The sequence below is a fragment of the Citrobacter sp. CK198 genome (genome assembly GCF_030333295.1).
GTDB classification, from domain to species: Bacteria; Pseudomonadota; Gammaproteobacteria; order Enterobacterales; family Enterobacteriaceae; genus Citrobacter_B; species Citrobacter_B koseri.
Genome location: NZ_JAOWGE010000030.1, coordinates 598,472 through 619,187 on the forward strand (window position 1 = coordinate 598,472; position 20,716 = coordinate 619,187).

Genomic DNA, 20,716 nt, shown 5'->3' on the forward strand with positions numbered 1-20,716 from the left:
TCACCTCGGATTGGCTGGTGGCGATGTGGGAACGCTTACCGGCGGGAGTGCCGCTGGCTGTTGTAAGACACTTACCGGCTCATTCTGGCTTTCAGCGTTTTCATGCAAAATGGCCTCTTCTGCCTGCTTGTTCAACACCAGCAGACTTATACGGCGGTTGATGGCGTCATCAGGACCGCGATCGCTCAGACGCATCGTGGCGGCCATGCCTACCACCCGTAATACTTTTCCATCATCCAGACCGCCAACCACCAGCTCGCGACGCGAGGCATTGGCGCGGTCGGCCGACAATTCCCAGTTGCTGTATCCCCGTTCGCCGCTGGCGTACGGGAAATCATCCGTATGACCGGAAAGGCTGATGCGGTTAGGAATACCGTTCAACACCGGCGCAATACCACGCAGAATGTCACGCATGTAAGGTTCAACCTCCGCGCTGCCCGTCTTAAACATCGGGCGATTCTGGCTGTCGATAATCTGAATGCGCAGCCCTTCCTGAACCAGGTCAATCTTCAGGTGCGGCCGCAATGCGCGCAGTTTGGGATCGGACTCAATCAGCTGATCCAGGTCGCCGCGCAATTTGCTCAGACGGCTCTGCTCCATACGCTTTTTCAGTTCATCAATATTGGGTTGCTTGTTCACTTCACCCTGCTGCTGGGTGTAGTCCTCGCCGCCGCCGGGGATCGGACTTTCACTGTTCGCGATGCGATGTCCGCCCGTTATCGCTGTTGCCAGCGGCGTACGGAAATATTCGGCAATTTGAATCAATTCTTTAGGACTGGAGATAGAAATCAGCCACATGACGAGGAAAAAAGCCATCATCGCCGTCATAAAGTCGGCGTAAGCAATTTTCCAGGAGCCATGCGCCCCGCCGTGACCCTTATGTTTCCGCCGTTTTACGACGATAATTGGATGGGGCTGATTCTTCATGCTTCCTCGGTCGTCGTCTGCTGCTGGTTCGGGTTTCTCACTGCGCGTACGTGCTCTTCCAGCTCAATGAACGAAGGTCGTTCGCTGGAATACAATGTTTTACGACCAAATTCGACGGCGATCGGCGGCGCATAACCGTTCAGGTTAGAAAGCAGTGTGATTTTTACGCACTGCATCATTTTGGTGGTTTCAGCGCTCTTTTGACGCAGCACGCTGGCGAGTGGCGAGATAAACCCATAGGCCAATAAAATCCCGAGGAATGTCCCCACCATCGCATGGGCGATCAGCGCCCCCAGTTCAGCCGCCGGACGATCGGCGGAAGCCAGCGCATGGACAACCCCCATGACCGCCGCAACGATACCAAATGCCGGTAATGAATCGCCCATCAGCGCCAGGCTGTTGGCAGGAACTTCCGCCTCGCTTTCGTGGGTTTCAATTTCCTCATCCATCAGCGCCTCAATTTCAAAGGTATTCATGTTGCCGCTGATGATCAGGCGCAGATAATCGACGATAAAATCAAGCATGACCGCGTCGGCCAGAATACGCGGATAGCTGGCAAAAATTTCACTCTCTTTCGGGTTTTCAATGTCACGTTCCAGCGAGAACATCCCCTGCTGGCGCGATTTGGCCATCAGGCGATAGAGCAACGCCAGCAAATCCATGTACATCGCTTTTGTGTATTTCGAACGACGAAACAGTAACGGGATCGCCTTTAACGTCCCTTTGATCGCTTTGCCGTTGTTACCGACAATGAATGCCCCGATCCCCGCACCACCGATGATGACGAATTCAGCCGGTTGATAGAGTGCTCCAAGGTGTCCGCCGGTCATCATGTAACCACCGAAAACTGTACCGAGAACTACCAGGTAACCTAATAAGATAAGCACGACATCATCCTTCCGCTGTTGACTAAAACAGGATGTACAGTCGGGCGAATAACACGTCGGCAAGGCAAAAAAAAGCAGCGGTAATTACTTACCGCTGCTGGAGTGTTTGTCCACACCGTATCGGTTAAACAGCCTGTTCGATCTGTTCATCCAGCAGTTGTGGAATAATATCGGCAGCATTTTGGGAAAGTTTACGTCTTTTTACTGCGCGGGACGGCGGCTGGCACAAACTACAGGCAAAACTTCCCGCAGGCTGATGCGCATGGGTAATAAAATTCCCGCCACAGCAATTACAGGTCGATAATTCAAGCAACCCGCTTTCCACGAAACGCACCAGCGTCCATGCGCGTGTTAACGCCAACAATGGCCCGTCTTCCGCCTGCGGGCACTGTTCCAGATACAGACGGTACGCTTTAATGACCGCATCCACGCCGCTGCACAGACCGGTTTTGAGTAAGAACTGCCAGGCGTTGCAAAACATGGAGGCATGAATGTTTTGCTCCCATGTCATAAACCAGTCCGTTGAAAAAGGAAGCATACCTTTTGGCGGAGGACTGCCGCGTAACTCTTTGTATAATTTGATGAGGCGACCACGACTTAACTGCGTTTCGCTTTCCAGCATTTGCAAACGGGCGCCCAAAGAGATCAATTCCATCGCTAACTGGATATCGCGAGCTTCCTGAACAATGCTTTTTTCACTCATCATCAAGCCCTTTTCTTACGCGCCGCATCATCGGCCTGATTCACATCGTGTAACAGGCGTGTTGAAAGCATGATACCGGTATGAATTTGCTGAAGATCGTCAACGCGAGAATCCTGGGTCAGCTGGGTAACTGTCTGGTGGTTGTCAAAACGGAAATGACATACCAGCTGGTTCGTTTCGGCCAGTTTAACCATTTGTGGAAGAGTCAGAGTACCCAACGTGTTCGCCATCTCTTCACTGATACCAAGGCGGAACATCGCGGATGCTTTGTCCTGAACGATCAGACGCTGTGCAAGGAGTAAATATGACAGATTGATGTCATAAATGTGTTTCAGCAACTCGGATGTATGCATTGTTCCCATCCAGAATAACCAACTTTATTTTTATGCGGTGTAACCGCACCCCGTGATGTCGCCGGGAATCCCCGGTAAAAAAAGCAAAAAGGTCAAATGCATAGCCACGCCCAGGCACCGATGCATACAGTAAAACCCCCCTTAATGGGGTGTCAGGTTTTTACACGTTTACATGATTTATTACAAAATGCCTAAGATTTTTCCTAATTCGACGCAACTCTACTCGTCAGCACGAACACATACAACTGAGCCGGGCTGCGAATTTGAGAAATATGTGATCCAGATCACATAAATCATCCAAATACTTAACATAAATCCATCAGTTGAACTTTTATTTTGATTATTTTTTAGCCTTTCGTTCAGTTTTTCTATTCCAGATACACGAATATGTGCGTAAATAATCACTCATGCGTTATGTTTAGCACCGTTAAAATAACATCTGAAAATATCCCCCTTCCTGAATATTCCTGTCGGGGACGTAAAATAATTTAATCGTTTCTAAACAACCACTTAAATATTAAGCAGGGTTAACCAATAGACGGTATCTATGATGCATAACAAGTTAATTTTTGTTACATCGTAATTAACATTTTGTTTTCATAATTGGTCGATTTAAGTTAAAGCGCGCAATAACGTTTACAATGTGCGTTATGCCACTATTCCATTTATAAGAATAATTAATGAATTATTATGATAACCTTCACACTATCGTCACAGGAAAACATTGCAGAATTCGACTAAACAGAGTAAAGCTGAAGAAGAAACCTCATATTCTTGCAATAAGGAGCGAGTTATGAGCTATACGCATATTCTTGTCGCCGTCGCCGTTACCCCCGAAAGTCAGCAGCTGTTAGCGAAAGCTGTCTCCATTGCTCGTCCCGTCAATGCCCGCATTAGCCTGATTACCCTCGCCTCTGATCCCGAGCTGTATAATCAATTCGCCGCCCCCATGCTGGAAGATTTGCGGGAGGTGATGCATGAAGAGACGCAGGATTTTCTCGACAAACTGAGTGCGAAGGCAGACTACCCGATTGAACAAACATTCATTACTTACGGGGAGTTAAGCGCGCATATTCTGGATGTGTGTCGTAAGCAGCAGGTGGATTTGGTCATTTGCGGCAATCATAATCACAGCTTCTTTTCGCGAGCGTCCTGCTCAGCGAAAAGTGTCGTTAGCGCCAGTGAAGTTGATGTATTGCTGGTTCCGCTTGCCGGTGATTAGCGGGCGTCAGGCAAGCTTTGGGAAGGTGGCGACCTTATTGCGATGCAGCGTTTCTGCGCTACGTGGCGCGACATCCTTTAGGTCGCGAATAAACCGTTGCTGCCAGTGATTAATATCATTTTTAATAATCGTCTCAAGCATTTCCGCGTGGCGTGAAATGCGTTCGGCAAGCGGCATGGTCAACGCGCGGTGGAGCGCTACGGCCACATCATCCCGATCATAAGGGTTAACAATGAGCGCGGACGTCAACTCATTCGCCGCACCGGCAAACTGTGACAAAACGAGAACGCCGGGATTTGCCGGGTCCTGCGCGGCGACAAACTCTTTCGCGACCAGATTCATACCATCCCGCAGCGGGGTCACTAACCCGACATCCGAGTAGCGGAACACCTTCATCAGCAGCTTGCGATCAAAGTGCTGGTTAAGATAGTAGAGCGGCGTCCAGCCAAGCTGTCCATATTTACCGTTGATACGCCCTGCTTCCGTCTCCAGTTGGTGGCGGATATCCTGATAAGCCTGCACTTCACCACGCGAGGTCGGCGCTATTTGCGTATAGCGAATTTTCCCGTGGTGCTGGGGGTATTTCTCCAGCAGCGCTTCATACGCCTGGAAACGCTCCGGTAATCCTTTGGAGTAATCCAGACGCTCGACGGAAAAAATGTTTTGCACATTTTTCAGCTCCGCTTTTAGCTGCGCCAGTTTCGGCGGCAACGGCCCGGAAGCCTGTTGTGCGATCTCGTCAGGTTCAATGCCAATAGGATAGACCTCAGTGCGGAAGGATTTCCCCCATGCCGAGTGGCTCTTACTGCCGCGCGTGGTTACTCTGGTCTGGCTTGACAGACTGTCCAGAAACGCCAGGCGGTCGTTTTCCGTCTGGAATCCCAGTAAGTCAAAATCACACAGTTGTTCCAGCAGCGTATCGTGCGGCGGCAAGGCATTGAAAATTTCCGGCGTCGGGAAAGGGATATGCAAGAAAAAGCCTATGCGATTATTCACGCCCCGCTTGCGCAATTCACTGGCAAACGGCAATAAATGATAGTCATGAACCCAGATAATATCGTCATCTTTCAGTAAGGGCAGCAGCTTATCCGCCAGCAGCGCATTCACCCGTGAATACCCTTCCCACGCGGGGCGCTGGAACTGCACCAGATCGAGTCGATAATGGAAGGCAGGCCATAAGACCGCATTCGAAAACTGGCAATAATATTCCTCGTAGTCCTGCTCGCTCAGATTAAAAGACGCCCAGGTCATATTGCCTCGTGTGACCTTTTTTAACGGCTTATCCTCGTTGCCCGTCTCGCCACTCCAGCCGAACCACAATCCGCCCGCCGCTTTCAACGCGCCCAGTACGCCAACTGCCAGGCCACCCGCGCCGCCTTTATTATCCGGGGGAGCAATTCGATTAGATACTACGACTAAACGACTCATAGCCATCTCTCCTGTCATTCATTAATTTTTTTTCTTTTTGTGGATTGTTAATTTCTTCCAGCCAGCGCCAGACCTCAGGAACGCCTGCCAGACGTCCTGTTGCCCGGGTCGCCCCGGCACCCACTTTGACTGAAATCCCTCCCAAATTATTGACGACGTCAAAGCCCGCCTCATCCGTCAAGTCATCGCCCACAAAGACAGGGATACGCCCTGCAAATGGCGCTTCTTGCATGAACGCGGCAATGGCCTCCCCTTTGTTCGCGCCTTTCGGTTTAATCTCCACCACGCATTTACCCGGCTGAAGCGCAAGCTGCGGCCATTTCTGCGTAATGTGCTGCGCCAGCGCCAGCAACGTCGCCTCATGCTGCGGCGCCTGCCGGTAATGCAGCGCAAAGGCCATGCCTTTCGCTTCCAGTTCCGCCCCTGGAAGATTTCCCAGCGCGGCGTGCAGCTGCGCGCTGACATCGCGTGCTATCGCCTGCGGAAGGCGCACGATATGGGTATTACCATTGATGTCACGGCGTTCCGCCCCATGCACCCCGGCAAGGGGAAAGCAAAAGGGGGCTGAGAGCGCATCAAGCTCAGCCATTGAGCGCCCTGAAATCAATGCCAGCGCCCCTGCGTTATGCGTCGAGAGGCGGTGTAACAGCTGGAGAATATTGTGCGGCACCACCACCTGATCCGGGTGTGGTTTAATCTCCGCCAGCGTCCCATCAAGATCGAAAAAATAAGCATAGTTTGCGGACAGTTCGGGGGATACGGTTAACGGTTCTGCCACCCTGTTCTCCTCCTTAATCATCGTTTTTGAGGCGCGCGGATCGGCCCCATTAGCCATGTAAGTATAGACAGTGTGACGCTGCTCGCCATTTAGAAAGACAATAGCCAGCCGGGGTAGCGGCTGGCTATCGGGAGGAGCTAAACTGAATAGTTACGGTTTATTTCATTAAACGGTGCGCTTCGCCTTTTGTTTGTAACGGTCGAAGATTACCGCTGCCAGCAGGATTAAGCCGCGCACGACGTACTGTGCAAAGGGGGAAATGTTCAGCAGGTTCATGGCGTTTTCCACCGTCCCCAGGATCAACACCCCCGCGACCACATATGAGATTTTTCCGATGCCGCCCTTGAGGGAGACACCGCCTAATACGCAGGCTGAAATCACAATCAGTTCATAACCAATGGAGGTCATTGGCTGGCCGCTGGTCATGCGCGATGCCAGGATAATCCCCGCCGCCGCCGATACCAGCCCGGAGAGAACGAAGATAATGATCTTCGTGCGTACTACCGGCACCCCGGCCAGACGCGCCGCTTCTTCATTCCCGCCAATCGCCAGCGTATTGCGGCCAAACGTGGTTTTATTCAGCAATAAACCAAAGATAACCAGGCACCCTACCGTTAACCAGATCGGCGCAGGCAGCCCAAACCAGTTGGCATACCCGAGGGTGAAGAAGCGCTCATCTTCAATCCCTACCGCTTTACCGTCAGAGATGATATAGGCCAGACCACGGACAATCTGCATCGTGGCGAGCGTGGTAATCAGGGCGTTGATCTTTAAACGCGCGATAACAAAACCGTTCACCAGTCCGCAGAGTATGCCCAGCAGCAGCCCGGCCGCCACGCCAATCCACAGGCTTTCGGTCATATTGATGACCACGGCGGTGGTGACGCCAGCACAGGCAATCACCGAGGCGACGGAGAGGTCAAAATCGCCGGACGCCAGACAAAACAGCATCCCACACGCCACCATACCCGACATCGAAATCGCCAGCCCCAGCCCCTTCATGTTGATGAACGTGGCAAAGTTAGGCACAAAGATCGCACACGCCAGGAACAGGACGGCGAACACCACCAGCATGCCGTATTGATCCCAGATACGCCCGAAGCTAAACGGCGACTTAGGTGCGCCAGAACCGGATGTAGTTACAGAAGACATCTTACTCTCCTTTACTCAGGCGACAGCCTGGCTGACTTTAGGCATAGCAAGGCTCAGGGCCTGCCGTTCATCCGCCTGTTCGTGAAGTAATTCACCGGCGATCTCACCTTCACGCATCACCACAATACGGTCGGCAACACCAAGAACTTCCGGCAGATCGCTGGAGGCAAACAGCACGGCCACACCGCGCGCCGCCAGCGCGTAAATAACGTTGTAGATCTCGTGTTTTGCGCCGACATCGATACCGCGCGTCGGCTCATCAAGCAAAATGACCTTCATCTCTTCCGATAACCAGCGTCCCAGAATCGCCTTCTGTTGATTCCCCCCGGAGAGATTCATAATGAGTTGCTCAGCACCTGGCGTTTTTATATTGAGGGAGCGAATATGGTGTTCGGCATTGCTCTCTTCCCAACCGTTATTGATCAGGCACCCGCCCAGCACATGCTTACGTCGGGCGCTGATGTTGATATTGTCGCGAACCGAATGCACAGGAATGATCCCCTCCGCTTTGCGATCTTCCGGGCACAGCATCATGCCTGCCGCAATCGCGTGCGCCGGTTTGCGGATATCAATGGGCTGCTCATCAATGAACACCTGCCCTCCGGTGATGCGCGTTCCGCCGAACAGCCCTTTCATTAATTCACTGCGCCCGGCGCCAACCAGACCAAACAGGCCGACAATTTCGCCGCTGCGTACGGATAAGCTGACAGGCGCGCGAACGCCCGGCGCTTTCACCTCTTGCAGCCGCAGCCGCTCTGCGCCACAGGCGCGAGGCTGCCAGCCGTAGATATCGCCGAGATCGCGCCCAACCATCGCCTGAACCAGCGCGTCATGGTTAACCTGCTGCATATCGGTAAACGTTTTAACGTAGCGGCCATCTTTAAACACGGTAATGGCATCGCTCAGTGCAAAGATCTCTTCCATACGGTGCGACACATACAGAATGACGCGCCCTTCTTTGCGCAGTTCGCGAATTACCCGGAACAGGTTCTCGATCTCCCTGGCGGAGAGCGAGCTGGTCGGTTCATCGAAAGCGATAATTTTGGCGTTACGCGCTAACGCTTTCGCAATCTCCACCATTTGCCACTGGCCAATCGAGAGGTATTTCAGCGGGGTATCCGGGGAGATATCCATCCCCAGATGTTGTAACTGAAGACCGGCTTCGTAGTTGAGCAGCGTCCGGTTAACAATCCCCCCCTTATGCGGGAGCTGGCCGAGATAGATATTCTCCGCAACGGTCATTTCCGGCACGAGATGCAGTTCCTGGTAAATAATGGCGACACCGGCATTCAGTGCAGCCGTGGTGTCGGCAAAGGTCATCTCTTGCCCACGGATCGCCAGCGATCCCGTGGTTGGCGCATAGTTGCCGCTGAGAATTTTTAAGAGTGTGGACTTCCCGGCGCCATTTTCGCCCATCAGCGCATGCACCTGACCGGCATAACAGTCAAAACTGATATCCGTCAGCGCCTTAACGCCAGGGAACGTTTTCCCGATGCCGCGAAATGAGAGATATGGGGTGGGCTGTTGCATAACGTCTCCGTGAGTCAGGATTTTGCCGGATGACGGCGTTGCCTTATCCGGCCTACTGAATACGCAATTCGCAGGCCGGATAAGCCGTTTTCGCGTCACCATCCGGCATTTGTGTTACTTGCCGCCTAAACCTTTTTTCGCTAGTTCTTCTTTGAAGTTGTCACGGGTGATCAGCACCACGTCGGTCACTTCAGTGAATTTTGGCGGTTCCGCATCTTTGGTTACCCAGTTGTAGAGCATTTCACTGGATTTATAGCCGTGTACGTCCGGGCTGGGCAGCAACGAGCCGTAGAATCCTGTCGCCTGCGCTTTTGACAGTTCGCTGATCGCATCCACACCGTTAATGCCGATGCCGATAACGTCCGCCGCCTTAAAGCCCTGACCTTCGGTGGCGCGCACGCCGCCCAGCACGGTGTTGTCATTCATGCCGACAATCAGCCAGTGTTTCACTTCAGGGTGTTGAACCAGCATAGAGTTAGCGGCATCGAATGCGCCGGGAATATCATTGGATTTCGTTGGAACCTGATAGATCTGTTTTTCCGGGAAGCCCGCAGCTTTCAGCGCTTCCATCGAGCCGGATGTGCGGCGACGCGCGGTATCCAGTTCATTAGCGGTAATCGCCATCACCGCCGTTTCCTTCACATCCCAGCCGCGGTTTTGCATCTCCTTATACAGCTCCTGCCCCTGGCGCTCGCCAATTTTCGTGGCCGCCATCATCACCAGCGGTACGGTGTCCATTGGCTTACCTTTCGCGTTGACGAACTGATCGTCCACGGCGATTACCTTCATGTCATACCCACGCGCTTTTGCAACGATCGCTGAACCCAGTTTCGGGTCCGGGGTACAAATAACGAAGCCTTTTGCCCCACTCGCCGCCAGGCTGTCGATGGCGTTCAGGGTTTTCTCACCGTCCGGCACCGCAATTTTAATGACCTCAAAACCCAGATCTTTCCCGGCTTTATCGGCAAATTTCCATTCTGTCTGGAACCAGGGTTCCTCCGGTTGTTTCACCAGAAAACCGAGTTTCATGGTTTCCGCGATAGCGGATTGTGACATAACGGCAGCCAGACCGATGGCTGCCAGCGCTTTAGTAAATTTGTGCATGGTTAACTCCAGCTTTAGCGTTCTTTTATGTAGGGTAAAATCGAACGATTCTTTGTAATTTAGCCGTAAAACAAGGTATTACCTTAAAAGCCAAGGATTGATACCCGTGCTGGTGTTAGTTGTAGCGGGAAATTGATTCTCCATAGGAGAGCGGCATCACACCGCAGAATTACAGTAATTGCGTACATAAATTCAGCGGAAAATGACATAAAAAAAGAAGGTTTTGTCAGACAAATAAAAAAGGGGTAGCAGATTAGTCCATAACATCAGCCAGCAAATCCTTGTCCCCGAATGCAGGCGCATCCGGGGACATATGCTTTACCAGGTATAGTAAATATGATCGGCATGATCGCGAACAGAAGCGTCATCCCCTGACAGACGAGCAGCCAGCGTCAGCGCAAAATCAAAAATATGCCCTAACCCTTTGCCGCTCAAGAGATTGCCATCTTCCACCACCGGCGCATCAACATATTCACCGTCAGTCACATTTTCCCATAGGTCGCCAGAGCAGACGTAACGGCGTCCTTTCAGCAGACCATTGCCCCCCAGCACACGCGCTGCGGCGGAGCAGACCGGACAGATCAGTTTACCCGCAGCGTCATGGCGGGAAACGAAGTCGATCACCTGTGCGCTGGCGGCCAGATTAGCGCTCCCCTGCGGGCCGCCGGGCAAGACGATAGCGTCATACAACGTGTCCAGACGCCCGGCGAGGGTGTTGTCCGCAACCATTGGAATGTCGTGATAACTCACTACCGCGCGAGATTCCGCGCAGGCCAGCGTTTCAACATCAATATTCAGGCGACGCAGAATATCAATAGTGACCACGGCTTCTGCTTCTTCGAATCCTGGCGCCAGCAGGACAGCGACCTTTTTCATTTACGACTCCTCGCTTTACTCGTGTTAATCACACCGAAATGACAAATTGTTCATTCGGTTATATTTAAAAAATGGGCAAAAATGATCTGGCGCAAAAAACGTTGTCGATAATTTCGGCCAGAACTGTTTCGCCCGCTAATTATTCGATCCTAACACGCCGGTGTATTTTCTTTTGTGATATGAAACATCATTTCAAAAATAAATATCAAATTAAAATCACGTAAAATCAATCATGTATATCAACATCCGTTATATTCTTACATTCGCCGTCAGCGATATACCTTCAGCAAACTGTAAAAAAATATAAACATTGGGATTTAAGGATTTTCTTATAGCCGTACTGGCGCTATGCTTATTTTCGATCGGCAACGGAATCAGCTTTTTGATCACATAAAGGACCGGCAGAACGGATTTATTCTGCTAACAGTATTCATTGCGCATACATGAGTAACGCGCATCACCCTTTCTGGAAATAAGGATATTGATATGGCGACAGCTGGAATGGTTCATAAGCTCAACACCCAAATGAACCTTGAGTTTTACGCATCTAACCTCTACCTCCACCTGAGCGACTGGTGTTTTGACCACAGTCTGACCGGTACGGCGACTTTTCTTCGTACCCAGGCGCAGGGAAACGTGACCCAGATGATGCGCATGTTCAATTTTATGAAGAACGCAGGCGCCAACCCCATCGTGAGAGCCATTGATGTTCCCGGCGAAGAGTTAACCTGTCTTGAAGAGTTATTTCAAAAAACGCTGGATGAGTATCAGCAACGCGCCAGCACGCTCTCACGCTTAACCGACGAAGCCAAAGCAATGAATGACGCGCCAACGCTCAACTTTCTCCACGACCTGGAAAAAGATCAGCAGCAGGATGGCGTTCTGTTACAGACGATTCTCGATGAAGTTCGCAGCGCAAAACGCGCGGGATTGTGTATGGTGCAAACGGACAAACACTTACTCAACGTCGTCAACTATCAACACCACTAACCGCTATATTGCCACGACGTTACGCCTCCCGTACCGGGAGGCTGTTACACAGTCGCTTTACTTTAGTGCGCTTCGTCCTGCGGCGTGAATTTCAGCTCAATCAACGCAATCGCCTTTTGAATGGCCCGCATAGTAACCGGGTCCGCTGCGGCAGGGTGGCTGGTAAAATCGATGTTTTTCAACTGGCTGGACATCTTTTCCCGAACTTCAACCGGGGCAATAACGTCAATAACATCCAGAATCTGTTTGATAACTAACTGGCAGGCAACAACGTCAGAGACCAGTTCCTGATCGGCGTTCAGTGGTTGGGACATAGTAAGCTCCTTATAGAAAGGCCGCCATAGTACCCATTCAGGAGAAGAAACGGTAGCAAAGCAAACGCGGTAAGCCGGATAAACGCCGCGTTATCCGGCTTACATGACACATTAACCGAGAATGCCGCGAACGAACGCTTCGATCTCTTTATCCTGGCAATTGTCAAAGAAACACTGCTGGAAACGTGGGCCAGAGACCGCCGTTTTCACCAGTTCAGGATCGATGGCGCGCAGCGTATCCAGATAGTTTTCTTTCACCACCGCCGCTTTCACCTGGTTCAGAATGCCCGCGTTACGTACCTGCGGTTCTTTACGTTCTGGTGGATACCCTTCCCCGTTACGGCCGGTGAATGCTTTTTCAAAGATGAAACGCACATTCAACTCCGCACCCCAGCCAAAGCCTTTTGCGAATGGCAGAGAAAGCGCATTACCGTTGTTAATCTGCGCAAACAGGAACGCATCCGCCGGGTCGATGCAGTAGCCGCACACCACGCCCGGATGAATATTCAGCGACATCAGCGCGCCCTGCCCGGTGCCGCAACCCGTCACAACAAAATCCACCGCTTTGGCGTTAAGCAGAATGCTGGCCATAATACCAAGGTGGATATAAGTCAGATGATGGTCGTTTTCATCGCTCATCCCGACGTTGAAAACAGGGAATCCCTTTTCATCCGCTACCGCTTTAAGCTCGCGATGAATGGTGGCATTTTTACCTGCCTGGCTGTTTTCCATCATCAGTGCAATTTTCATTCTGTCTTCTCCTGAATGCGTCGCGGGAAATCCCGCCGTGAGTCGTTGACGTATACGTCACATTACTATCTCGCAAACATACTTTCAAATTTAGTGAAAAATGGTTTTAAAAAATTAAGATGTGCTCACACTTTTCCCGTATCGCACAAAGAGCCGGTGTCGTTGGGATTAATCATGGGCAATTCTTAAGCTATTCAGGCCATTGAATGTCTACTGTTCAAGATAGGATGTGCTGTCACCGGATTCTCAGAGCGATATTATGAAAACCTTTATCCTTGGCCTCTCACTCATAGCCCTGACGGGATGTACCCTCACCAAACAAGCGCAGGTCAGTGAAACCAACCCGACAAGCGGGATTGTCCGCCTCAGTTATAACCAGGCGATGATGCAAACGGCGCGCGCGGATGATTATGTTGCGCACGGTACGGCGACACGCGAATGTCAGCAGATGGGATACGCCAACGCCATCGCATTCGGTCAGCCAGTGTCAACCTGTAGCGTTTATGCCGGTTCGCTGTGTATGAACACCAGAATCACGCTGTCTTATCAGTGTCAGGGCGTAGCCATCCAGCCAATATCCGTTGGCGGGTATTAATATCTTTAGCCAGCATGACGCTGCTGGCTTTAATTATTCTCATTGCATATTTTTATATTTAATAGCGTTAATGCGTTTTATTCCCATTCGCATTTTTAATAATTAAATTTATTATTTTACCTTTTGCAAATAATTAAATAACAAATTATAGTGACGCCACATCAACGTATAATGATTCTTTGTGGAGCGGAACCATGCTGAAAACAGAAATGATCGACAAACTGAATGAGCAAATGAACCTTGAATTATATTCTTCTCTGCTCTACCAACAGATGAGCGCATGGTGCAGCTACCATAGCTTTGAAGGGGCGGCAGCGTTCCTGCGTCGTCACGCGCAGGAAGAGATGACGCATATGCAGCGTCTGTTCGATTATCTGACTGATACCGGTAGCTTACCGTGCATCAATACGATCTCTTCGCCTGCTGCCGAATATGCTTCACTGGATGAACTGTTCCGCGCCACCTACGAACACGAACAATTAATTACGCAGAAAATTAATGAACTGGCGCATGCCGCGATGACCAACCAGGATTATCCGACATTCAACTTCCTGCAATGGTATGTCGCTGAACAGCATGAAGAAGAGAAGTTATTTAAATCTATTATTGATAAATTAACGCTGGCAGGGAAAAGCGGTGAAGGTCTGTACTTCATCGATAAAGAACTGTCTACGCTTGATACCCAAAACTAAAATTAAACGGTGAGGCCCCCTCACCGTTTACGCTCAATGGCGGCAGATCTTGCTTTCGTGCGTAGAGAAGCCGTCATCCTTCGCAATAAACTTACCCTTCGCCGCCAGAAACGCCACCAGCTCCGCCGCCGTCATATCAGCAGCCGAACAGGTATGAAAACGCGCCTGTTCACCAAAACGCGCCGTAATCGCCGCTTCCAGGCTGGCATTCGAATACTGCTCGCCTGACTCAATCATCATATTCAGCACTTCGTGGCCGTGAATAGAATCCATACATCCTCCTCAATAAAGCCTGTAGCCTACCGGGAGCCGGTGAATAGTGCTTTGCGCTAACGCAGGTTTACATGCACAGCCGATGCAATCGTGGTGGCGCACGCCTTCATGCCAATTTTCGTAAACAATGGTATACACATGTTGTAACGGTCATTTGACGAAAATAATGTTATGCCTTACCCTGCGCCGCAGATATAACCGTTGATTATCTCTGGGACAGAGGAAAGCGTGAAAAATAGAACTCTGGGTAGTGTTTTTATCGTGGCGGGCACCACTATCGGCGCCGGTATGCTGGCGATGCCGTTAGCCGCCGCTGGCGTTGGTTTCAGCGTCACACTGGCGTTATTGATTGGGTTATGGGCATTGATGTGCTACACCGCGCTGTTGCTCCTGGAAGTATATCAGCACGTTCCGGCAGATACCGGGTTAGGAACGTTGGCAAAACGCTACCTCGGACGTTATGGGCAATGGATCACCGGCTTTAGCATGATGTTTCTGATGTATGCGCTCACAGCGGCCTATATCAGCGGGGCTGGCGAACTGCTGGCCTCAAGCATCAGCGACTGGACGGGCGCCGATATGTCTCCGGCGATGGGCGTTTTGCTGTTCACCGTGGTTGCCGGTGGCGTCGTGTGCGTCGGAACCTCGCTGGTCGATCTGTTCAACCGCTTTCTCTTCAGTGCCAAAATTATCTTCCTGATCGCTATGCTGGCGCTGCTGATGCCGCATATTCATAAAGTGAATCTGCTTACGCTGCCGCTGCAACAGGGTCTGGCATTATCAGCAATTCCGGTCATTTTTACGTCGTTCGGTTTTCACGGCAGCGTACCCAGCATCGTCAGCTATATGAACGGTAATATTCGCAAACTGCGATGGGTATTTATCACCGGTAGCGCAATCCCGCTGGTGGCATACATTTTCTGGCAGCTTGCCACGCTCGGCAGTATCAACTCCTCTACCTTTATGGGCTTGCTGGCCGATCATGCCGGGTTAAATGGCCTGTTGCAGGCCTTGCGTGAGGTGGTTGCCTCGCCGCACGTTGAACTGGCGGTGCATCTGTTTGCCGACCTGGCGCTGGCGACATCGTTTTTGGGTGTGGCGCTGGGATTATTTGATTATCTGGCAGATCTGTTCCAGCGACGCAACACCGTCGCCGGGCGTCTGCAAACCGGCGCGATTACCTTCCTGCCGCCACTGGCGTTCGCACTCTTTTACCCGCGCGGCTTTGTGATGGCGCTGGGATACGCTGGCGTCGCGCTGGCAGTGCTGGCGTTGCTGATCCCTTCCCTGCTCGCGTGGCAAAGCAGGAAGCATAATCCGCAGGCAACGTATCGCGTAGCGGGCGGCGTTCCGGCATTAGCCCTCGTCTTTACCTGTGGGATAGTGGTGATCGGCGTACAGTTCTGTATCGCCGCCGGGCTGCTGCCTGAAGTGGGATAAAACAAAAGGGGCGCTAAGCCCCTTTTTTGTGTTTAGTGCAGACAGCACTGTTTATATTTTTTACCGCTGCCGCAGGGGCAAGGATCGTTGCGCCCTACCTTTACTTCCGCTCTTACCGGCACCTGCACCGGCGCTTCCTGCGGGTGCGCCATCCAGTACGCGTGTAAATCCAGGGCCGCCAGACGAATCGCGTTAACGCTCTCCTCAAACGCTTCTGGTGACATTTTTTCAACCACGGCGAAGTTCTCTTCCGTACCGTGCAGCGCAATGGCTTTCAGCGCGGGTTGTAGCGTATCCGGTAAGGTGGACCAGTCAGAGAGCGCGACCCCGCGCATATAGCCAAAGCACCACTCTTCCACGATGGTCAGCTCATGACCTTCGACTTCACGCAGACCGAACAGCGGTTCAAACTGTTCCGGGAACTCATTAAGCCTGTCTGCCGTATCCGCCATATGCTGAAACGCCAGTTCCATAAAACGCGTCATCTCCTTTTCAGAGGACCAGCGCGGAACATACTGCGCCCCACCCCATACCGCGACCAGCCATTGCTCTGGCTCAATCTCATACGGCGAACTGAGTACAGCCGTCAGTAAACCATCCAACTCTGACACATCCAGAATCGCGTGATCGGTATTGTACTTTGTCAGTACATCATCCAGCCATTCCAGCTCGCTTTCGTTTAACGGTCCTGTTTTCATAACGCTTTTCCTCAGTGAAATACTCTCGCCCGCAATTATCTTACATGGCTGGCGAAGTAAGGGATACTTATTGGGGAAGGAATGGCAGACAAGATCATCAGCGAACAGATGACAGACACAAAAAAACCACCCGGAGGTGGTTTTACGACACTGCTTATTGCTTTGATTATTCTTGTCTTTCCCATGGTACCCGGAGTGGGACTTGAACCCACACAGCGCGAACGCCGAGGGATTTTAAATCCCTTGTGTCTACCGATTCCACCATCCGGGCTCGGGAAGAAAGTGGAGGCGCGTTCCGGAGTCGAACCGGACTAGACGGATTTGCAATCCGCTACATAACCGCTTTGCTAACGCGCCATATTCTTCAGGCTTTTCAGCCGGACACCCGCTATTGCCGATGTCTTTAAACTGGAGCGGGAAACGAGACTCGAACTCGCGACCCCGACCTTGGCAAGGTCGTGCTCTACCAACTGAGCTATTCCCGCATCATCAAGTAACTTTGTTAATCACTTGATTTTGTTATCGTCTGGCAACCTGCGCCGCCGTTCGATGCGTTGCATTCTACTTACCTGACGCAACGAGTCAACGATATTTTTCGCCACCCACGATCGTTTGCTGAAATTTGCGGCGAAACGATCACTGATCAAGCAAATCCCCGCGTGCAGCGCTCAAATACTGGAACATAGACCACAGCGTCAGCACGGCAGCAACGAAGAAAAGCGCGATCCCGGCATATTCCACCCAAATGTTTGGACGCCACAGCAGCCACGCCAGCGCCGCCATTTGCGAGGTGGTTTTCACTTTGCCGATCCAGGAGACCGCCACGCTGCTGCGTTTGCCCAGCTCGGCCATCCATTCACGCAGCGCGGAAATAATAATTTCACGCGCAATCATGGTCGCGGCAGGCAGCGTCACCCACCAGCTGTGATAATGCTCCGTCACCAGCACCATGGCGATCGCCACCAGCACCTTATCCGCCACCGGATCAAGGAACGCGCCAAAACGCGTACTCTGGTTCCAGCGACGCGCCAGGAAACCGTCGAACCAGTCGGTCACGGCGGCGATACAGAAGATTAGCGCGGTAACGAAGGGAGCCCATGTAAATGGCAGATAAAACACCAATACAAAGAATGGGATCAGAATGACGCGAAACAGCGTGAGCAACGTAGGGATATTAAATTGCATAGTGACGGGTAACTATCTGTTGTCAGAGAAATTACCCCTATGTTGCTACAGAGACCTCAATGTTTCAACGAGTAGAAGATCTTTTCTGCCAGACCTTGCGAAATACCCGGCACTTTTGCAATTTCCTCAACACTCGCGTTACGTAGTCCTTGCAAACCGCCCATATATTTCAACAGCATTTGTCGACGTTTTGGCCCGACGCCTTCGATAGTTTCCAGCGTGCTGGTGTTTTTCACCTTCGCCCGTTTTTTGCGGTGCCCGCTAATGGCGTGATCGTGCGATTCATCGCGGATATGCTGAATAACGTGCAGCGCAGGCGAATCCGGCGGCAGGCTAAAGCCCTCCCCCTCGGGTTCAAAGAACAACGTCTCCAGACCGGCTTTACGATCGGCGCCTTTAGCAACGCCCAACAATAAAGGATGATTTTTATCCCACGGCACATCCAGTTCAGCAAAAACGGTCTTCGCCTGACCAAGCTGGCCTTTACCGCCATCAATCAGAATAACGTCAGGAATCTTACTTTCTTCAATCGCCTTGCCATAGCGTCGGCGCAGAACCTGATTCATCGCCGCATAATCATCGCCCGGCGTAATTCCGGTAATGTTGTAGCGACGATACTCCGCACGCAGCGGCCCGTTAGCGTCAAAAACCACGCAGGAGGCCACCGTCTGTTCTCCCATCGTGTGGCTGATGTCAAAACACTCCATCCGCTTCACCGCAGGCAGCTTCAGCACGCTTGCCAGCGCGGTCAGACGCTGCGTGATCGTCGATTGCTGCGACAGTTTGCTGATCAGCGCCGTCGCGGCATTGGTTCGCGCCAGCTTCAGGTAACGAGCGCGATCGCCGCGCGGTTTGGTCTGCACATTAATGCGCCGCCCGGCCAGTTCGGACAAAGAGTCCGCCAGCAGCGTTTTATCGCTCAGGTTGAAATCCAGCAGGATCTCTCCTGGCAGCGTGCGCATCTGGCTGCCTTGCAGATAGAACTGGCCGACGAACGTTTCCACCACTTCGCCCAGTTCCGTCCCGTTCGGCACTTTCGGGAAATAGCTACGGCTGCCCAGCACCTTGCCCTGGCGGATAAAAAGCACATGCACACAGGCCATACCCACATCGAACGCCACGCCGATAACGTCCAGATCGTCGCCGGTATTGGAGACAAACTGTTTCTCAGTAACGCGGCGCACAGCCTGAATTTGGTCGCGTATGCGCGCGGCCTCTTCAAATTCCAGATTCTGGCTGGCTTTTTCCATTCGGGCGATCAATTGGGTCAGAACCTGATCGTCTTTCCCGGATAAAAACAGCCGAACGTACTCCACCTGCTGCGCATACTCATCTTCACTCACCAGCCCTTCTACGCACGGCCCGAGACAGCGGCCAATCTGATATTGCAGACAAGGACGCGAGCGGTTGCGGTAGACGCTGTTTTCGCACTGACGAATGGGAAAGACTTTTTGCAGCAGGGCCAGGGTTTCACGCACGGCATACCCGTTCGGGAACGGGCCAAAGTATTCACCTTTGGCATGTTTCGCCCCGCGATGCATTGCCAGGCGTGGATGGGTGTCACCGCTGAGAAAGATGAAAGGATAGGATTTATCATCGCGCAATAACACGTTATAGCGCGGTTGATACAATTTGATGTAGTTGTGTTCGAGCAATAGCGCTTCGGTCTCGGTATGCGTCACCGTGACATCAATTTGCTGAATTTGCGCAACCAATGCTTCGGTTTTTCGCGAAGCAAGGTTGCTGCGGAAATAGCTGGAAAGCCGTTTTTTCAGGTCTTTCGCTTTACCGACATAAATAACCGTACCACCGGCATCATACATACGATAAACGCCGGGTTGGCTGGTCACGGTTTTTAAAAATGCTTTCGCATCAAACAGAACACTCACTAGCTTGTTAACGTCTCCGCATTACACAGGCCGTGGCGAATTGCCAGGTGAGTCAACTCAACATCACCATGAATGTTTAGTTTACTGAACATTCTGTAGCGATAGCTGTTCACCGTTTTAGGACTGAGATTCAGTTGTTCTGAGATCTCATTAACCTTCTGGCCCCTGGTGATCATCAGCATAATCTGCAACTCGCGTTCAGACAAACTGGCAAAAGGCGTTTCTGTTTTCTCAGGCTCAATCTGGCTCAGCGCCATCTGTTGAGCGATATCTGAAGCAATATAACGCTGCCCGGAAAAAACCGAACGAATCGCGCTGACCACTTCCTGAGGCGCAGCGCCTTTACTCAGATACCCTGCGGCTCCGGCCTGCATGACTTTCGCCGGTAGCGGGTTTTCCGTATGGATCGTCAGCATGATCACTTTAATATCAGCGCTTGAGCGGGCAATTTTGCGCGTCGCCTCAAGACCGCCGATTCCGGGCATGTTCATGTCCATCAGCACAACGTCGACGGCGTTCGCGCGGCACCACTTTACGGCGTCCTCGCCACAACAGGCTTCACCGACAACCTTTATGCCCTTTATATCTTCCAGAATGCGTCGTATCCCTGCGCGCACCAGTTCGTGGTCATCAACAAGAAGAACGTTGATCAAAGGAATATCTCCAGAATAGGGATAACGCTACTGATAGTTAATCGACCCTATATTAGCGGGTTTTATCTCAACTTTGAAACGTAAAAAACGTGGGGCATTCGATTTTGCTCTCGTTTTTGGAAATTAGATTGTACGCTTCGTGGAAACTCCCACAGCTAACGGCCTTTTTTTACCCTCTATTTCTGCATAATAGTTTCAGAATAGTGACAAAAAATTCACTCACTTCCGTCGAAATGCTAAATAGGCAAGCAAGTTTGTAACAATAATTAACGCGCGA

General features: G+C 51.6%; 22 protein-coding genes and 3 tRNA genes. 5 read left to right on the forward strand and 20 right to left on the reverse strand.

Annotated elements, in window-relative coordinates; genetic code table 11:
• The 4 genes from motB to flhD form a co-directional block, all read right to left on the reverse strand.
• A complete protein-coding gene (gene motB, locus OGY62_RS11835) occupies positions 1-927 on the reverse strand; it encodes a flagellar motor protein MotB (RefSeq protein ID WP_012131957.1) in 927 nt (308 codons plus the stop codon).
• On the reverse strand, positions 924-1,814 hold the full coding sequence (gene motA / locus OGY62_RS11840; protein WP_047463125.1) for a flagellar motor stator protein MotA: 891 nt from the start codon (positions 1,812-1,814) through the stop codon (positions 924-926). The genes motB and motA overlap by 4 nt, the downstream gene beginning before the upstream one ends.
• A 124-nt stretch (positions 1,815-1,938) precedes the next feature.
• Positions 1,939-2,517, reverse strand: a complete 579-nt coding sequence (gene flhC / locus OGY62_RS11845; protein WP_024130246.1) for a flagellar transcriptional regulator FlhC — start codon at positions 2,515-2,517, stop codon at positions 1,939-1,941.
• A gap of 2 nt (positions 2,518-2,519) precedes the next feature.
• Entirely contained in the window at positions 2,520-2,870 is a 351-nt protein-coding gene (flhD, locus tag OGY62_RS11850; RefSeq protein ID WP_024130245.1) for a flagellar transcriptional regulator FlhD, read from the reverse strand.
• A 793-nt stretch (positions 2,871-3,663) separates the two neighbouring features.
• On the opposite strand from flhD, the gene uspC reads away from it, so the two are divergent.
• Positions 3,664-4,092: a universal stress protein UspC gene (uspC, locus tag OGY62_RS11855; RefSeq protein ID WP_012131952.1), complete on the forward strand. Its 429-nt coding sequence runs from the start codon at positions 3,664-3,666 to the stop codon at positions 4,090-4,092.
• Positions 4,093-4,098: 6 nt separating this feature from the next.
• On the opposite strand, the gene otsA is transcribed toward uspC, so the two are convergent.
• The 6 genes from otsA to OGY62_RS11885 all read right to left on the reverse strand — a co-directional run bounded on the left by otsA (position 4,099) and on the right by OGY62_RS11885 (position 10,960).
• Complete coding sequence (otsA, locus tag OGY62_RS11860; protein ID WP_114847783.1) at positions 4,099-5,520, reverse strand: alpha,alpha-trehalose-phosphate synthase; 1,422 nt, start codon at positions 5,518-5,520, stop codon at positions 4,099-4,101.
• Positions 5,495-6,298 carry a trehalose-phosphatase gene (gene otsB, locus OGY62_RS11865; RefSeq protein ID WP_286459937.1) on the reverse strand — a complete coding sequence of 268 codons (804 nt, stop codon included), beginning with the start codon at positions 6,296-6,298 and terminating at the stop codon, positions 5,495-5,497. Before otsB ends, otsA begins: the two co-directional genes overlap by 26 nt.
• Before the next feature lie 165 nt (positions 6,299-6,463).
• Complete coding sequence (gene araH, locus OGY62_RS11870; protein ID WP_024130242.1) at positions 6,464-7,450, reverse strand: arabinose ABC transporter permease AraH; 987 nt, start codon at positions 7,448-7,450, stop codon at positions 6,464-6,466.
• 15 nt (positions 7,451-7,465) lie between these two features.
• The gene (gene araG, locus OGY62_RS11875) at positions 7,466-8,980 is read right to left on the reverse strand and encodes an arabinose ABC transporter ATP-binding protein AraG (protein WP_024130241.1); all 1,515 of its coding nucleotides are present in this window, start codon (positions 8,978-8,980) and stop codon (positions 7,466-7,468) included.
• A gap of 114 nt (positions 8,981-9,094) precedes the next feature.
• Positions 9,095-10,084: an arabinose ABC transporter substrate-binding protein AraF gene (gene araF / locus OGY62_RS11880; protein ID WP_012131947.1), complete on the reverse strand. Its 990-nt coding sequence runs from the start codon at positions 10,082-10,084 to the stop codon at positions 9,095-9,097.
• A 318-nt stretch (positions 10,085-10,402) separates the two neighbouring features.
• Positions 10,403-10,960: a DJ-1 family glyoxalase III gene (locus tag OGY62_RS11885; RefSeq protein ID WP_115181526.1), complete on the reverse strand. Its 558-nt coding sequence runs from the start codon at positions 10,958-10,960 to the stop codon at positions 10,403-10,405.
• Positions 10,961-11,446: 486 nt separating this feature from the next.
• Between OGY62_RS11885 and OGY62_RS11890 the strand changes: the two genes are divergently transcribed.
• Entirely contained in the window at positions 11,447-11,950 is a 504-nt protein-coding gene (locus OGY62_RS11890) for a non-heme ferritin-like protein (protein WP_012131943.1), read from the forward strand.
• A 62-nt stretch (positions 11,951-12,012) separates the two neighbouring features.
• Here the strand turns inward: OGY62_RS11890 and yecJ are convergent, their stop codons facing one another.
• Positions 12,013-12,264 (reverse strand): DUF2766 family protein YecJ, encoded by a 252-nt coding sequence (yecJ, locus tag OGY62_RS11895; RefSeq protein WP_012131942.1) that lies wholly within the window; start codon positions 12,262-12,264, stop codon positions 12,013-12,015.
• A gap of 111 nt (positions 12,265-12,375) precedes the next feature.
• Entirely contained in the window at positions 12,376-13,014 is a 639-nt protein-coding gene (locus tag OGY62_RS11900; RefSeq protein WP_114847782.1) for an RpiB/LacA/LacB family sugar-phosphate isomerase, read from the reverse strand.
• 259 nt (positions 13,015-13,273) lie between these two features.
• Between OGY62_RS11900 and OGY62_RS11905 the strand changes: the two genes are divergently transcribed.
• Entirely contained in the window at positions 13,274-13,609 is a 336-nt protein-coding gene (locus tag OGY62_RS11905; RefSeq protein WP_012131940.1) for a YecR-like family lipoprotein, read from the forward strand.
• Between the two features lie 194 nt (positions 13,610-13,803).
• Positions 13,804-14,301, forward strand: a complete 498-nt coding sequence (ftnA, locus tag OGY62_RS11910; protein WP_012131939.1) for a non-heme ferritin — start codon at positions 13,804-13,806, stop codon at positions 14,299-14,301.
• A 33-nt stretch (positions 14,302-14,334) separates the two neighbouring features.
• Here the strand turns inward: ftnA and OGY62_RS11915 are convergent, their stop codons facing one another.
• Positions 14,335-14,574, reverse strand: coding sequence for a YecH family metal-binding protein (locus OGY62_RS11915; RefSeq protein ID WP_012131938.1), 240 nt, complete (start codon positions 14,572-14,574; stop codon positions 14,335-14,337).
• Between the two features lie 228 nt (positions 14,575-14,802).
• Here OGY62_RS11915 and tyrP point away from each other — a divergent pair, with 228 nt between their 5' ends.
• Positions 14,803-16,014, forward strand: a complete 1,212-nt coding sequence (gene tyrP, locus OGY62_RS11920) for a tyrosine transporter TyrP (RefSeq protein ID WP_024130240.1) — start codon at positions 14,803-14,805, stop codon at positions 16,012-16,014.
• A gap of 32 nt (positions 16,015-16,046) precedes the next feature.
• Here the strand turns inward: tyrP and OGY62_RS11925 are convergent, their stop codons facing one another.
• From OGY62_RS11925 to uvrY, 7 genes are all read right to left on the reverse strand, one after another.
• Positions 16,047-16,712 carry a YecA/YgfB family protein gene (locus tag OGY62_RS11925; protein ID WP_047463105.1) on the reverse strand — a complete coding sequence of 222 codons (666 nt, stop codon included), beginning with the start codon at positions 16,710-16,712 and terminating at the stop codon, positions 16,047-16,049.
• A 184-nt stretch (positions 16,713-16,896) separates the two neighbouring features.
• Positions 16,897-16,983 (reverse strand) — tRNA-Leu (locus tag OGY62_RS11930).
• A 12-nt stretch (positions 16,984-16,995) separates the two neighbouring features.
• A tRNA-Cys gene (locus tag OGY62_RS11935) sits at positions 16,996-17,069 on the reverse strand.
• Positions 17,070-17,121: 52 nt separating this feature from the next.
• A tRNA-Gly gene (locus tag OGY62_RS11940) sits at positions 17,122-17,197 on the reverse strand.
• A gap of 151 nt (positions 17,198-17,348) precedes the next feature.
• Complete coding sequence (gene pgsA / locus OGY62_RS11945) at positions 17,349-17,897, reverse strand: CDP-diacylglycerol--glycerol-3-phosphate 3-phosphatidyltransferase (RefSeq protein WP_012131934.1); 549 nt, start codon at positions 17,895-17,897, stop codon at positions 17,349-17,351.
• Between the two features lie 56 nt (positions 17,898-17,953).
• A complete protein-coding gene (gene uvrC, locus OGY62_RS11950; RefSeq protein WP_286459942.1) occupies positions 17,954-19,786 on the reverse strand; it encodes an excinuclease ABC subunit UvrC in 1,833 nt (610 codons plus the stop codon).
• Positions 19,786-20,439, reverse strand: coding sequence for a UvrY/SirA/GacA family response regulator transcription factor (gene uvrY, locus OGY62_RS11955; RefSeq protein ID WP_012131932.1), 654 nt, complete (start codon positions 20,437-20,439; stop codon positions 19,786-19,788). Before uvrY ends, uvrC begins: the two co-directional genes overlap by 1 nt.
• Between the last annotated feature and the right edge of the window lie 277 nt (positions 20,440-20,716).